The organism is Pseudomonas sp. SDO5271_S396 (assembly GCF_054071795.1).
Map to the genome: position 1 here is coordinate 1 of NZ_JBSVWB010000050.1, position 13870 is coordinate 13870.

At 61.1% G+C, this 13870-nt stretch carries 12 protein-coding genes; 7 read left to right on the top strand and 5 right to left on the bottom strand.

Features of this window, described 5'->3' with window-relative positions; translation table 11 throughout:
* Positions 1 to 139: 139 nt before the first annotated feature.
* Both ACW9IN_RS25025 and ACW9IN_RS25030 read right to left on the bottom strand, forming a co-directional pair.
* Positions 140 to 1633: a CoA-acylating methylmalonate-semialdehyde dehydrogenase gene (locus ACW9IN_RS25025; RefSeq protein WP_457368348.1), complete on the bottom strand. Its 1494-nt coding sequence runs from the start codon at positions 1631 to 1633 to the stop codon at positions 140 to 142.
* Between the two features lie 39 nt (positions 1634 to 1672).
* Entirely contained in the window at positions 1673 to 3022 is a 1350-nt protein-coding gene (locus ACW9IN_RS25030) for an aminotransferase class III-fold pyridoxal phosphate-dependent enzyme (protein ID WP_457368349.1), read from the bottom strand.
* A gap of 125 nt (positions 3023 to 3147) precedes the next feature.
* Here ACW9IN_RS25030 and ACW9IN_RS25035 point away from each other — a divergent pair, with 125 nt between their 5' ends.
* From ACW9IN_RS25035 to ACW9IN_RS25060, 6 genes are all read left to right on the top strand, one after another.
* The gene (locus ACW9IN_RS25035) at positions 3148 to 4068 is read left to right on the top strand and encodes a LysR family transcriptional regulator (protein ID WP_457368350.1); all 921 of its coding nucleotides are present in this window, start codon (positions 3148 to 3150) and stop codon (positions 4066 to 4068) included.
* An 80-nt stretch (positions 4069 to 4148) separates the two neighbouring features.
* Positions 4149 to 5543 carry a uracil-xanthine permease family protein gene (locus tag ACW9IN_RS25040; protein WP_457368351.1) on the top strand — a complete coding sequence of 465 codons (1395 nt, stop codon included), beginning with the start codon at positions 4149 to 4151 and terminating at the stop codon, positions 5541 to 5543.
* A gap of 87 nt (positions 5544 to 5630) precedes the next feature.
* Positions 5631 to 6290 (top strand): TetR family transcriptional regulator C-terminal domain-containing protein, encoded by a 660-nt coding sequence (locus ACW9IN_RS25045; protein ID WP_457368352.1) that lies wholly within the window; start codon positions 5631 to 5633, stop codon positions 6288 to 6290.
* Positions 6291 to 6302: 12 nt separating this feature from the next.
* Complete coding sequence (locus tag ACW9IN_RS25050) at positions 6303 to 6884, top strand: IMPACT family protein (protein ID WP_457368353.1); 582 nt, start codon at positions 6303 to 6305, stop codon at positions 6882 to 6884.
* A gap of 35 nt (positions 6885 to 6919) precedes the next feature.
* Positions 6920 to 7606 carry an SDR family oxidoreductase gene (locus ACW9IN_RS25055; RefSeq protein ID WP_457368354.1) on the top strand — a complete coding sequence of 229 codons (687 nt, stop codon included), beginning with the start codon at positions 6920 to 6922 and terminating at the stop codon, positions 7604 to 7606.
* A gap of 145 nt (positions 7607 to 7751) precedes the next feature.
* Positions 7752 to 9110 carry an 8-oxoguanine deaminase gene (locus tag ACW9IN_RS25060; RefSeq protein ID WP_457368355.1) on the top strand — a complete coding sequence of 453 codons (1359 nt, stop codon included), beginning with the start codon at positions 7752 to 7754 and terminating at the stop codon, positions 9108 to 9110.
* A gap of 138 nt (positions 9111 to 9248) precedes the next feature.
* On the opposite strand, the gene ACW9IN_RS25065 is transcribed toward ACW9IN_RS25060, so the two are convergent.
* Positions 9249 to 10337, bottom strand: coding sequence for a calcium:proton antiporter (locus ACW9IN_RS25065; RefSeq protein WP_457368356.1), 1089 nt, complete (start codon positions 10335 to 10337; stop codon positions 9249 to 9251).
* A gap of 194 nt (positions 10338 to 10531) precedes the next feature.
* On the opposite strand from ACW9IN_RS25065, the gene ACW9IN_RS25070 reads away from it, so the two are divergent.
* Positions 10532 to 11485, top strand: coding sequence for an adenosine deaminase (locus ACW9IN_RS25070; protein ID WP_457368357.1), 954 nt, complete (start codon positions 10532 to 10534; stop codon positions 11483 to 11485).
* Positions 11486 to 11611: 126 nt separating this feature from the next.
* Here the strand turns inward: ACW9IN_RS25070 and ACW9IN_RS25075 are convergent, their stop codons facing one another.
* Together ACW9IN_RS25075 and ACW9IN_RS25080 are read right to left on the bottom strand one after the other, a co-directional pair.
* Entirely contained in the window at positions 11612 to 12982 is a 1371-nt protein-coding gene (locus tag ACW9IN_RS25075) for an MFS transporter (RefSeq protein ID WP_457368358.1), read from the bottom strand.
* Between the two features lie 56 nt (positions 12983 to 13038).
* Entirely contained in the window at positions 13039 to 13782 is a 744-nt protein-coding gene (locus tag ACW9IN_RS25080; RefSeq protein WP_457368359.1) for an ArsR/SmtB family transcription factor, read from the bottom strand.
* Positions 13783 to 13870: the final 88 nt, after the last annotated feature.

Consider the following 13870-nt stretch of genomic DNA (forward strand, 5'->3'; position numbering starts at 1 on the left):
GACTGCGCCGGAAGTGGGGCGAATTATAGACAGATAAAATTCGACGTCAACACCTTTCTTCACATTTCTGTCATATCGGTCAAAAACACGCCAGAAACGCAAAGGCCGACCCCAAGGGCCGGCCTTTTCTCATCCCACCTTAAAGGCTAGGAAACGCAAACTGCGACGCCTCATGACTCGCTCGCTGCGGCCAGCGCTGAGTAATAGCCTTGCGACGGGTATAGAAACGCACCCCATCCGGCCCATAAGCATGCAGATCACCAAACAGCGAACGCTTCCAACCACCAAAGCTGTGATAGGCCACAGGCACTGGCAGCGGCACGTTCACCCCAACCATGCCCACTTCGATCTCATCACAGAACAGCCGCGCCGCTTCACCGTCACGGGTGAAGATACACGTACCGTTCCCGTACTCATGATCGTTGATCAGTTGCATCGCCGCTTCCAGGCTATTCACCCGGACCACGCACAATACCGGCCCGAAGATTTCTTCTTTATAGATGCGCATCTCAGGCGTCACGCGATCAAACAAGCTGCCGCCCAGGAAGAAGCCGTCTTCATTCCCAGCGATGCTCAAGCCACGGCCATCAACCACCAACTGCGCACCGGATGCCACACCGTCTTCGATATAGCCACTGACCTTGTCACGCGCCTGCCCCGTAACCAACGGCCCCATGTCCAGCCCGCAGGAAGTACCCGCGCCAATCTTCAGCGCCTTGATCTGGGGCACCAGCTTGGCGATCAGTGCATCCGCCACCTGATCTCCCACGCACACGGCCACCGAAATCGCCATGCAGCGCTCGCCACAGGAGCCGTACGCCGCGCCCATCAGCGCGCTCACCGCGTTATCCAGGTCCGCATCCGGCATCAGCACCGCGTGGTTCTTCGCCCCGCCCAACGCCTGCACACGTTTGCCACGCTTGGTCGCTTCCGCATAAATGTACTCGGCAATCGGCGTCGACCCCACGAAACTCAACGCCTTTACTTCCGGCGCCTCGATCAGTGCATCCACCGCGCCTTTGTCGCCGTGGACCACGCTCAACACGCCTTTAGGCAAACCGGCTTCCTGCAACAATTGCGCAATCAGCAGCGTCGAACTTGGGTCACGCTCCGACGGTTTCAGGATGAAACAGTTACCGCAGACGATCGCCAGCGGGTACATCCACAACGGCACCATCGCCGGGAAGTTGAACGGGGTAATGCCGGCCACCACGCCCAGCGGCTGGAAGTCCGACCAGGCATCGATGTTCGGTCCTACGTTACGGCTGTACTCGCCCTTCAGAATCTCCGGCGCCGAGCACGCGTACTCCACGTTCTCGATCCCACGCTTCAGTTCACCAGCCGCGTCCTCAAGGGTCTTGCCGTGCTCCTCGCTGATCAGTTGCGAGATGCGCGCCTCATTCTGCTCCAGCAATTGCTTGAAACGAAACATCACTTGGGCACGCTTCGCCGCCGGGGTGTTGCGCCATGCCGGGAAGGCCGCCTTGGCGGCGTCGATCGCGCCTTGAATGGTTTCACGGCTGGCCAAAGGCACCTGGTGAATCACCTGACCGGTCGACGGGTTGTACACGTCGGCAGTCCGACCGGAATCACTGACCAACTCACCATTGATCAAATGCTGGATAAGGCTCATGCAGGGCTCCTGAAAAGTTGTTCTATATAGAAGGAGAAATCAGTCGATCTTGTTCAGTACTTCGCCGACCGCATCGAACAAGCGATCCAGGTCCTGCGCCTTACTGTTGAAGGTTGGTCCGAACTGCAGGGTGTCGCCACCAAAACGCACATAGAAACCGGCTTTCCACAACGCCATGCCGGCCTCGAACGGGCGCACGATGGCATCACCGTCACGCGGGGCAATCTGGATCGCACCAGCCAGGCCATAGTTGCGAATGTCGATCACATTCTTGCTGCCCTTCAACCCATGCAGCGCATTCTCGAAATGCGGTGCGATTTCGGCCACGCTCTGCACCAGGTTTTCCTTCTGCAACAGATCCAGCGCCGCCAGGCCAGCTGCGCACGCAACCGGGTGCGCCGAGTAGGTGTAGCCGTGGGGGAACTCCACCGCGTACTCCGGCGTCGCCTGATTCATGAAGGTCTGATAGATCTCGCTGCTCGCAATCACCGCGCCCATCGGGATCGCACCGTTGGTGACTTGCTTGGCGATGCACATCAAGTCCGGGGTCACACCGAAGCTGTCGGCACCGAACATCGAACCGGTGCGACCGAAACCGGTGATCACTTCGTCGAACACCAGCAGGATGTTGTGCTGGTCACAGATCTCGCGCAGGCGCTTGAGGTAGCCCTGAGGCGGCACCAGTACTCCCGCGGAGCCCGCCATCGGCTCGACAAAGACAGCGGCGATGTTCGACGCATCATGCAGCTCGATCAGCTTGAGCAGCTCATCGGCCAGCGCGATACCGCCCTGCTCCGGCATGCCTCGGGAAAACGCATTGCTCGCGAGCAAGGTGTGGGGCAGATGGTCCACATCCATCAGCGCCTGACCAAAAATCTTGCGGTTGCCATTGACGCCGCCCAGGCTGGTACCCGCGATGTTCACACCGTGATAACCACGGGCACGGCCAATCATCTTGGTCTTGGTGGCCTGGCCTTTCAGGCGCCAGTAGGCACGCACCATCTTCACCGCGGTATCGGCACATTCGGAGCCGGAATCGGTGAAGAACACGTGGTTCAAATTGCCCGGGGTCAGATCAGTGATCTTTTCCGCCAGTTGGAAGGACAATGGATGGCCATATTGGAAGCCTGGCGAGTAATCCAGAGTGCCCAATTGCTTGGCGACCGCTTCCTGGATCTCCTTGCGCGTATGCCCGGCGCCGCACGTCCACAAGCCCGACAACGAGTCGTACACCTTGCGCCCCTTGTCGTCCGTCAGCCAGCTGCCTTCGGCGGCCACGATCAAACGCGGGTCACGCTGGAAGTTGCGGTTGGCGGTGTAGGGCATCCAGTGCGCGTCCAGCTTCAGTTGGCTGGCCAGGGACGATGGGGCGTTTTCGGGCATGTTCATCAGCAAAACCTCGCAGGGCAAAAGGCAGCGTCGGGATTGAAAAGCGTTGTTGCAGCTAAGTTGCCACGACGATAAAGTCGGTGAAATTCAACTCTTCTAACCTTCAGTCAGACCGCCACTAAACTATGAGCAGCCGTCGACACGATCCCCTCGCCCAAGTCAGCGACTTCGATATCCGCCTGCTGCGCATCTTTCGCAGCGTGGTGGAGTGCGGCGGCTTTTCAGCCGCCGAAACCGTGCTCGGCATTGGCCGCTCCGCCATCAGCCAGCAGATGAGCGATCTCGAACAGCGCCTCGGGCTCAGGCTTTGCCAACGCGGGCGCGCCGGTTTCTCCCTCACTGAGGAAGGTCGCGAGGTCTACCAGTCAGCCCTGCAACTGCTCAGCGCGCTGGAAAGTTTTCGCACCGAGGTCAACGGCCTCCATCAACACTTGCGCGGTGAACTGATCATTGGCCTCACCGACAACCTCGTCACCTTGCCCCACATGCGCATCACCCATGCCCTGGCGCAACTCAAGGAACGTGGCCCGGACGTGCGGATACAGATCCGCATGATCTCGCCCAACGAGGTGGAGCAAGGCGTACTCGATGGTCGCCTGCATGTCGGCGTCGTGCCCCAGGCCAGTGCCCTCTCCGGCCTTGAGTACCAACCGCTGTACAGCGAACGCTCGCTGCTCTACTGCGCAGTCGGCCACCCGCTGTTCTACGCCGACGACAAGCAATTGGATGACGCCCGCATCGACCGTCAGGATGCCATTGCTCCCACATTCCGCCTGCCCGCCGAGATCCAGGCGCATTATCAGCCACTCAACTGCACCGCCAGCGCCTCGGACCGCGAAGGCATGGCCTTCCTGATCCTCACCGGTCGCTACATTGGCTACCTTCCCGACCACTACGCCAGCCTTTGGGTACAACAAGGACGACTGCGCGCGCTGAAACCGACTACACGCTTTTACGATTTGAGCCTCGCATCGGTCACGCGCAAGGGCCGTCGCCCCCATTTGGTGCTGGAAAGCTTTCTGGACAGCCTGGCGGCGACGCGCTAATTCGGGCCTCATACAAAAAGCTGAGCACCTGGACAGCTTTTTGCAGAAACACAAGGACACAGACCTTGAGCTAACCCACCATGCCTCCAGAATCCTCCAGCCCCAACGACCTCATCTACGGCCTCAACGACCGCCCGAAGCCCACCGCCGCCATCCTTGCAGCACTGCAACATGTGCTGGCCGCCTTCGTCGGCATTATCACGCCACCCCTGATCATCGGCTCGACCCTGGGCCTCACCGCACACTTGCCCTACTTGATCAGCATGGCGCTGATGGTCTCCGGCGTCGGCACCTTCATCCAGGCACGCAGGCCATTCGGTATCGGTGCCGGAATGATCTGCCTGCAAGGCACCAGCTTTGCGTTCCTGGGCGCCGTATTATCGGCAGGCTTTTTGGTGAAACAACGGGGCGGCAGCCCGGAGGACATCATGGCGATGATCTTCGGTGTGTGCTTTTTCGGCGCCGTCGTACAAATAGTCTTGAGTCGTTTCATCGGGCAACTGCGCCGGGTTATCACGCCGCTGGTCACCGGAATTGTGATCACCCTGATCGGTATCAGTTTGATCAAGGTCGGCATTACCGACCTGGGCGGCGGTTTCAACGCGCCGGACTTCGGAGCCCCCGCCAACCTGGCGCTGGGCCTGTTTGTGGTGTTGACGATCATCCTGCTCAACCGTTCGAACACACCGTGGGTGCGTCTCTCGGCCATCATCATTGGCCTCGCATTCGGCAGCCTGGCCGCCTGGTTCAGCGGCAAACTCGTCCCCCAGGCGTTGCCCGGATTGCCTCTGGTCAGCCTGCCGATCCCGTTTCGCTTTGGCTTCAATTTCGACTGGAGTGCTTTCCTGCCGATCGCGCTGATTTATCTGATCAGCAGCATCGAAACCGTCGGCGACCTCACCGCCAATTGCATGATCGCCCGGCAGCCCATCAGCGGCCCCGCTTATATAGGCAGGCTCAAAGGCGGCGTATTGGGTGACGGTGTCAGTTGCATGATCGCCGCCACCTTCAGCGCCTTCCCCAATACCACCTTTGCTCAGAACAACGGCGTCATCCAACTGACCGGCGTGGCCAGCCGATACGTCGGCTTATATATCGGCTTACTGCTGTTTTTCCTCGGCCTGTTTCCGTTGATTGGCGCCGTGCTGCAGCAAATCCCCAAACCGGTATTGGGCGGCGCCACCCTGGTGATGTTCGGCAGCGTCGCCGCCGCGGGTGTGCGCATCCTCGCCCAGGCGCCGCTGGACCGGCGCAGCATGCTGATCATCGCCACCTCATTGGGCGTCGGCCTGGGGATTGCCGCCCAACCGAACCTGCTGCACCTGATGCCGACGCTGGTGCAGAACCTGTTTGACTCGGCCATCACCAGCGGAGGGCTGACGGCCATCGTGTTGTGCCTGTTGCTGCCGGAGAGCAAGGCTCCTTCAGAGGCCGCAAAGCACGCGCCGGAAAGCGACACCCTGGAACCGCTTTGACGGTTTTATTGCATCAGGACTTGTCTGAGGCTTGAGGGTGGGTTATCAGTGCACACGTCGTCTCCATCGATCAGCACGGAAACCTCCATGAGCCTCGAAGTTCCTGCCCACAGCAACCACGCCGGTAAGCCCGCCAGCCGCATTCGGCAAAAGAACGAACAAGCGATTCTCCAGGCGGCCGAAGACGAGTTCGCACGCCATGGCTACAAAGGCACGAGCATGAACACCATCGCGGCCAGTGCCGGGCTGCCCAAAGCCAACCTGCACTACTACTTCACCAACAAGCTGGGCCTGTATATCGCGGTGCTCAGCAATATCCTCGAACTGTGGGACAGCACCTTCAACGCACTGACCGCCGAGGATGACCCCGCCACCGCCCTCACCCGCTACATCCGCACCAAGATGGAATTCTCGCGACGCCAACCGCAAGCCTCGCGGATCTTCGCCATGGAGATCATCAGCGGCGGCGAGTGCCTCACCGAATATTTCAGCCAAGACTACCGCGCCTGGTTCAGCGGCCGGGCCGCGGTGTTCCAGGCCTGGATCAACGCGGGCAAGATGGACCCCGTCGACCCCGTGCACCTGATCTTCCTGCTGTGGGGCAGCACCCAACACTACGCCGACTTCGCCACCCAAATCTGTCGCGTCACCGGGCGCACCAAGTTGACCAAGCAAGATATGGAAGACGCCGGCACCAACCTGATCCACATCATTCTCAAGGGCTGCGGCATCAAGCCAGCCCTGTAAACGAAGCGACTTATGCCTTTCACACTGACCGGCCTTTGCGAGTTTCGCGAAGAAATACGCAAAAGCCGCTTCATCACCTTCGCCGCGCCGATCAGCAGCCCGCAGGACGCACAAGCGTTCATCGAGCAACACAGCGACCTGAACGCCACCCATAACTGCTGGGCCTGGAAGCTCGCGGATCAATACCGCAGCAACGACGACGGCGAACCCGGCGGTACCGCTGGCCGGCCAATCCTGGCAGCCATCGAAGCGCAGGGGTTCGATCAGGTCGCGGTGCTGGTGATCCGCTGGTACGGCGGCATCCAGTTGGGCACCGGCGGCCTGGCCCGTGCGTACGGCGGCGGCGCCAATAAATGCCTGCAAGCGGCCGAGCGCATCGAATTGATCAGCCGTGTCCCCCTGAGTTGCGCCTGCGGTTTTGCCGAACTGAACCTGGTGAAACTGCGTGTTGCCGAATTGGGCGGGCTGGTGGTCGAAGAAACCTTTACCGCCAACGGTGTCGAATTGCAGCTCGCGGTGGGCGAAGCGCAGATCGACACCCTGCAACTTCAACTCGCCGACCTCAGCCGTGGGCGTATCCTGCTACAACGCTGAACTCCCTGAACCGTGATGCTTAAAGGAAGCCTTTCATGCCTACGCCAAAAACTGCATTGATCATCGGCGCCTCTCGTGGGCTGGGCCTTGGCCTGGTCAAGCAACTGCTCCAGGACGGCTGGAACGTGACCGCGACCGTGCGCGACCCGAACAACGCCGATGCCCTCAAAGCCCTCGGCCCGGTACAGATCGAGAAACTCGACATGGACGATCAGCAAGCCGTGATCGCCCTGAACCAGCGCCTCAAGGACCGCACCTTTGACCTGCTGTTCGTCAACGCCGGCGTCAAGGGCCCGGCCAATCAGGAGCCGGGCCACGCCACCCTGGCGGAAGTCGGCCAATTGTTCTTCACCAACGCTGTGGCGCCGATCAACCTGGCCCAGCGCTTTGTCGGGCAGATCCGCAAAGACAGCGGCGTGCTCGCCTTCATGAGCTCGGTGCTGGGCAGCGTGGCACTTCCCGACGGCTCGGAGTTGGCGCTTTACAAGGCCAGCAAGGCCGCGCTCAACTCCATGACCAACAGCTTCATCACCCAACTGGGCGACCACAAACTCACCGTACTGTCGATGCACCCGGGCTGGGTCAAGACCGACATGGGCGGTGAAAACGCACAGATCGATGTCGACACCAGCGTGCGCGGCCTGGTGGACCAGGTAAATGCCTACACCGGCAAAGGCGGCCATCACTTTATCGACTACAAGGGCGACACCATCGCCTGGTAAGCCGTCGGGGACCGTTATCGAGCGATTGCCGGCGATAACGGTCCACGCGTAGACTGCCCCCTCGCCCTCCCCGGCGACCCTGGATCAGCAGACAGGGCAACACTGAGCTGGCAAACCTGAACCCATCATTCAGAGGAGCCGGCCCATGCCTGCGACCCGTATCTGGTTAAAAAACCCCCTCGCGATTTTCACTGCCAATGGCCTCGATGCCCGGGGCGGCCTGGTGCTGCAAGACGGTGTGATCAGCGAAGTGCTGGCCCAAGGCCAAGCACCTGCGCAGCCTTGCAGCCAAGTGTTCGACGCGCGCGAGCATGTCGTCCTGCCCGGGCTGATCAACACCCACCACCACTTCTATCAAACCCTGACCCGCGCCTGGGCGCCGGTGGTCAATCAGCCGCTGTTCCCGTGGCTGAAAACCCTGTATCCGGTGTGGGCTCGCCTGACCCCGGAAAAACTCGCGCTGGCCTCCAAAGTCGCCCTGGCCGAACTGCTGCTCTCGGGCTGCACCACGGCAGCCGATCACCACTACCTGTTCCCCGACGGGCTGGAAAACGCCATCGACGTACAAGTGCAAAGCGTGCGTGAACTGGGCATGCGCGCCATGCTCACCCGGGGTTCCATGAGCCTGGGCGAAGCCGATGGCGGGCTACCACCGCAGCAAACCGTGCAGGAGGGACAGGTGATCCTGGAAGACAGCCAACGCCTGATCCGCGAATACCACCAGCGTGGTGACGGTGCACAAGTCCAGATTGCCCTGGCGCCCTGCTCACCGTTTTCCGTCACCCCGGAAATCATGGAAGCCAGCGCCGAGCTGGCCAACAGCCTCGACGTGCGCCTGCACACCCACCTGGCGGAAACCCTCGACGAAGAAGACTTCTGCCTGCAACGCTTCGGCCTGCGCACCGTGGATTACCTCGACAGCGTCGGCTGGCTCGGCCCACGCACCTGGCTGGCCCACGGCATTCACTTCAACCCCGATGAAATTGCACGCCTCGGCGCGGCCGGCACGGGTATTTGCCATTGCCCAAGCTCGAACATGCGCCTGGCCTCCGGCATCTGCCCGACCCTGGACCTGCTCGCCGCCGGCGCGCCCATCGGCCTGGGCGTGGATGGCTCGGCATCCAACGACGCGTCGAACATGATCCTCGAAGCTCGCCAAGCGCTGTATATCCAACGCTTGCGCTACGGCGCCGAAAAAATCACCCCCGAAGGCGTGCTCGGTTGGGCAACCAAAGGTTCGGCGCAATTGTTGGGCCGTACGGACATCGGTGAGCTGGCCGTTGGCAAGCAGGCTGATCTGGCGCTGTTCAAACTGGATGAGCTGCGTTTCTCCGGCAGCCACGACCCGATCTCGGCACTGCTGCTCTGCGGCGCCGACCGTGCGGACCGGGTGATGGTGGCCGGTAAATGGCGCGTGATCGACGGCCAGGTCGAAGGCCTGGACCTCAAAGGCTTGATCGCCGATCACAGCCAGGCCGCCCGCCAACTGATCGCCGGAACCTAAGCCCTACACACATCCAAATGTGGGAGCTGGCTTGCCTGCGATGCAGGCACCTCGGTCCACCAGCCAAACCGCAATGATGCTATCGCAGGCAAGCCAGCTCCCACACAAACCCGATCTCCATACCAGGGTCTGCGGTGCTCACAACCCCAACAGCGACAGCATGATAAAGGTCGCAAACAACACAAAATGGGTCATCCCTTCGATGGCGTTGGTTTCGCCATCGTTGAGGTTGATCGCGCTGACGATCAGCGTGATAAACACCATCACGGTTTGCACCGGCGTCATCGCCATCTGAAACGGCTGGCCAGTGTAGAGCGCCATGGCCTCCATCACCGGCACGGTCAGGATCACCGTCGACAGCGAAGCCCCCAGCGCAATGTTCACCACCGACTGCATGCGGTTGGCCAATGCAGCGCGCAGCGCCGTCAGAATCTCCGGCGCCGCCGAAATTGCCGCGACCACAATCGCCGTGATCACCGGCGGAGCGCCTGTACCTTCCAGGCCCAGGTCCAACGTCTTGGACATCACCTCGGCCAGCGCGCCGATCACAATCACGCCAAACACCAGTGTGCCGATGGAAAACGCCAGGTTGATCGGCGGTGCCTCTGCTTCCGGTTGTTGCTTGCGACGCTTTTCCGGGTAGCTGTAGCTGAAGAAATAACTGTGCGGGCCCACCTGCATGCGCAGGAACAGGGTGTACAACACCACCATCGCGCCAATGGTGAAGGCCGAGTAAATTTTCCAGTCGGCCTCGGGGATAAATTCCGGCACCACCATCGACACGCCCATGGCCGTGAGAATCATCACGCTGTAGCTGCGTGCCGAGTCATCGTTGTAGGACTGTTCGCCATGCTTGATACCACCCATCAGGGCGGCAAGACCGAGGATGCCGTTGATATCGAGCATCACCGCCGAATAGATGGTGTCGCGCACCAGGGTCGGCGAGGGTTCGTTGCTCATCATGATCGCCAGGATCACCACTTCCACCAGCACGGCGGCCAGGGTCAGAATCATCGTGCCGTACGGGTCGCCGACCTTTTCCGCCAGTTGCTCGGCGTGGTGCGCAACCCGCATCGAGGCCACGACGATGAAACCGATCAGCACCATGCCCGCGAGCAAGGCGATCATCTGCCCGCTGTGCAACATCCAGTGCTCCAGCGGGTACGCCGCGACGGCGGCGAGCAGCGCCAGCAGCAGGTATTTTTCTTGCTTGAGGGATGTGAGCATTCCGGGTCTTCCCAAACGGCAGATCAGTCATTGATGGGGTACAGACTGCGTCACGCCGCTAACGTTTCGTTACACCTTAGTTCACGCCGCCCTTGCGCGAATGCAACGAAAACAATCCTGCTGGTCAGGTTTTGCCGAATATTTCAGCCATGGCCTGTAGAATGCCGCCATTGCACCTGATGAGAATTTAGAAAATGTACGATTGGCTCAACGCCCTGCCCAAGGCAGAACTGCACCTGCACCTGGAAGGCTCGCTGGAGCCGGAGTTGCTGTTCGCCCTGGCCGAGCGCAACAAAATTGCGCTGCCTTGGAATGACGTCGAAACCCTGCGCAAGGCCTACGCCTTCAATAACCTGCAAGAGTTCCTCGACCTGTACTACCAGGGCGCCGATGTGTTGCGTACCTCCCAGGATTTCTACGACCTGACCTGGGCCTACCTGCTGCGCTGCAAGGCGCAGAACGTGATCCACACCGAACCCTTCTTCGACCCACAGACCCACACCGACCGGGGCATCCCTTTCGAAGTGGTGCTCAACGGCATCGCGGCAGCCCTCAAAGATGGCGAGCAGCAACTGGGCATCACCAGCGGCCTGATCCTCAGCTTCCTGCGCCACCTGAGCGAAGCCGAAGCCGAAAAAACCCTGGACCAGGCGCTGCCGTTCCGCGATGCCTTCGTGGCCGTGGGCCTGGACAGTTCGGAGATGGGTCACCCGCCGAGCAAGTTCCAGCGCGTGTTCGACCGTGCACGCCACGAAGGCTTCCTCACCGTGGCCCATGCCGGTGAAGAAGGCCCGCCCGAGTACATCTGGGAAGCCATCGACCTGCTGAAGATCCAGCGTATCGACCACGGCGTGCGCGCCATCGAGGACGAGCGCTTGATGCAACGCATCATCGACGAGCAGATCCCGCTGACCGTATGCCCACTGTCCAACACCAAACTTTGCGTATTCGACGACATGGCTCAGCACAACATCCTCGACATGCTCGAACGGGGTGTGAAAGTCACGGTGAACTCGGATGACCCGGCGTACTTCGGCGGTTACGTCACCGAGAACTTCCACGCGCTGCACACCGCCCTGGGCATGACCCAGGACCAGGCCAGACGCCTGGCGCAAAACAGCCTGGATGCGCGCCTCGTGAAGCCATAACGGGAAAAACACGAGCAAAAAATGTGGGAGCTGGCTTGCCTGGGATAACGGAGTGTCAGCCAAAGATATTTCGACTGACTCACCGCTTTCGCGAGCAAGCCCGCTCCCACACTGATGCCATTGCCTTCAAGCCTGGGTCAATTCTTCCAGGGTCTTGCCCTTCGTCTCCATCCCGAACACCCACACCACCAGCGCCGCTACTGCGAAACACAGCGCGCCCAGCGCAAACACGCCGCCCTGCCCGGTCACCGGAAACACCAACCCGGTCACCAGCGGACCCAGCAACGAACCGACCCGGCCAATTGCCGAGGCAAATCCGGAGCCCGTGGCCCGGGCCGAGGTGGGGTACAACTCCGGCGTATAGGTGTAAAGCACCGCCCACATGCCAAACAGAAAAAACTGCATCAACAGGCCCGAGGTGATCAGCAGGCCCACGTTGCCGCCAAACACCGCGCTCTGCCCGTAAAGAAACGCCATCACCCCGCCGCCGAGCAATGTCACCACGCACACCGGCTTGCGCCCCCAGCGCTCAACCAACCAGGCCGCCATCAGAAAACCGGGAATGCCGCCCAGGGAAATGATCACCGTGTAATACACCGACTGGGTCACGGCAAACCCCGATTGCTGCAACAGTGCGCTCAACCAGGACGTCAGCCCGTAGAAACCCAGCAGGGCGAAGAACCACACACTCCAGATCATCAACGTGCGCTGGCGGTACTGCGCCGACCACAACTGCTGGAATGCCGAGAAAAACGTGCCCGGAACACTGTCGATTCGTGGCAGGCGAATCGGCGTCGGCAAGTCGGTCTGCCCTAGCGAGTCGCGCACTTTCTGTTCGATGCCGCGCAACACCTTGTCCGCCGCGTCATGCCGCCCGGCCTGTTCGAGCCAGCGCGGCGACTCCGGAATGAAAAAGCGGATCGCCAACACAAACACTGCCGGTATCGCCAGCACCAGGAAGATGTCCCGCCAACCAATCACCGGCAGCAGGAAATACGACAACACGCCCGCCGCTACAAACCCCAGCGGCCAGAAGCCATCCATCAATGCGATATAGCGCCCGCGCCGTTGTGCGGGAATCAGCTCCGACAACATCGACTGCGCGATGGGAAACTCCATGCCCATGCCGATGCCCAGCAAAATGCGGAACAGCGTCAGCGTCTCCACCGTCTGCGCCGTGGAGCACAGGTAACTGGCGAGCCCCCACAGCACAATGCTCCACTGGAACACCGGCTTGCGGCCAAAGCGGTCGGCCAGCATCCCGGACAGCGACGCCCCGACCACCATGCCGAAAAAGCTCGAACTGGCCAGTAACCCGGCCTGGGCCGTGCTCAGGCCGAATTCGGTTTTGATCGAGCCCAGCAGGAACGTCATCATCGCCAGGTCCATGGAGTCGAAGAAAAACGCCAGGGCAATGATGATGAAAATGACGCGGTGATAACCGCTGATGGGCAACCGTTCCAATCGTTCCGCTGCACTATAGCTATGACTACCCATGCCGCACCCCCTGTGTGGAAATCCCCTCGGCGAGTGTGCGGCATCATTGGGCCGAGCTATTGCTGGATGCGACCTGACTGCAACTCTGAACGACGCCCCGGGAGACTGGGCGGCTCAGGCGCCGCCAGACGGGCAATTTCCGCCAGCCCGGTGTCATTGACCCGCAATGCCCGGGAATCGTTGACCCCGCTGATCCAGTTCGACTGCATGAACAATTGCAGCAAGCCGGCGCCCAGTGCACCGCCCAGATGCGGTTGCTGCTGGCTCCAGTCGAAACACTCACACACCTGCGGCGAAGCCAGCGCGTGGATAAACAGGCCAAGCTCCGCCAGGGAGTGCGCCCCCTTGGCGGTGATACCGAGGCGCTGCTCGGAGCGCTCGATCCAGCCCGCTGCCATCATGCGTTGATACAGGCCGGCCGCCAGTTCGCCCCCCAGGTGCCCGTTGCACAACCGCGCCTGTCGCAACGACAGGGGGGCGACCAACGCCTGCGGAGCAGCATGGGGTGAACATCGCCGAGCACTGGCCATGGTGGTACAGGCCAAGGCATCGACGGCGGCACTGACATCCTCCGCTGCCACCCGGAACAAACGCTGGCCCCGCCGGGCTTCGACCTTCAGCAGGCCGCTGCCGGTCAGGCGCGCCAGGTGGGCATTGGCGCTCGTCGGTGACAACCCGGCGAGCTTCGCCAGCTCGTGTGAGGATTTGATCGAGCCGTCCATCAAGGCCCAGAGCATGGCGGTGCGCTTGGGTTCGGCGAGCAAGCTGGCGATCTGGCTGATGCAAGGTGCTTCTTCCATGTATTCACTCCCTGTTGAATCGTTTGTCTGCTGCGGTTGGCGCCAAAGTATAGGGGCGCACGCCGCCAGTTCCGCGGCGTCTGACAGC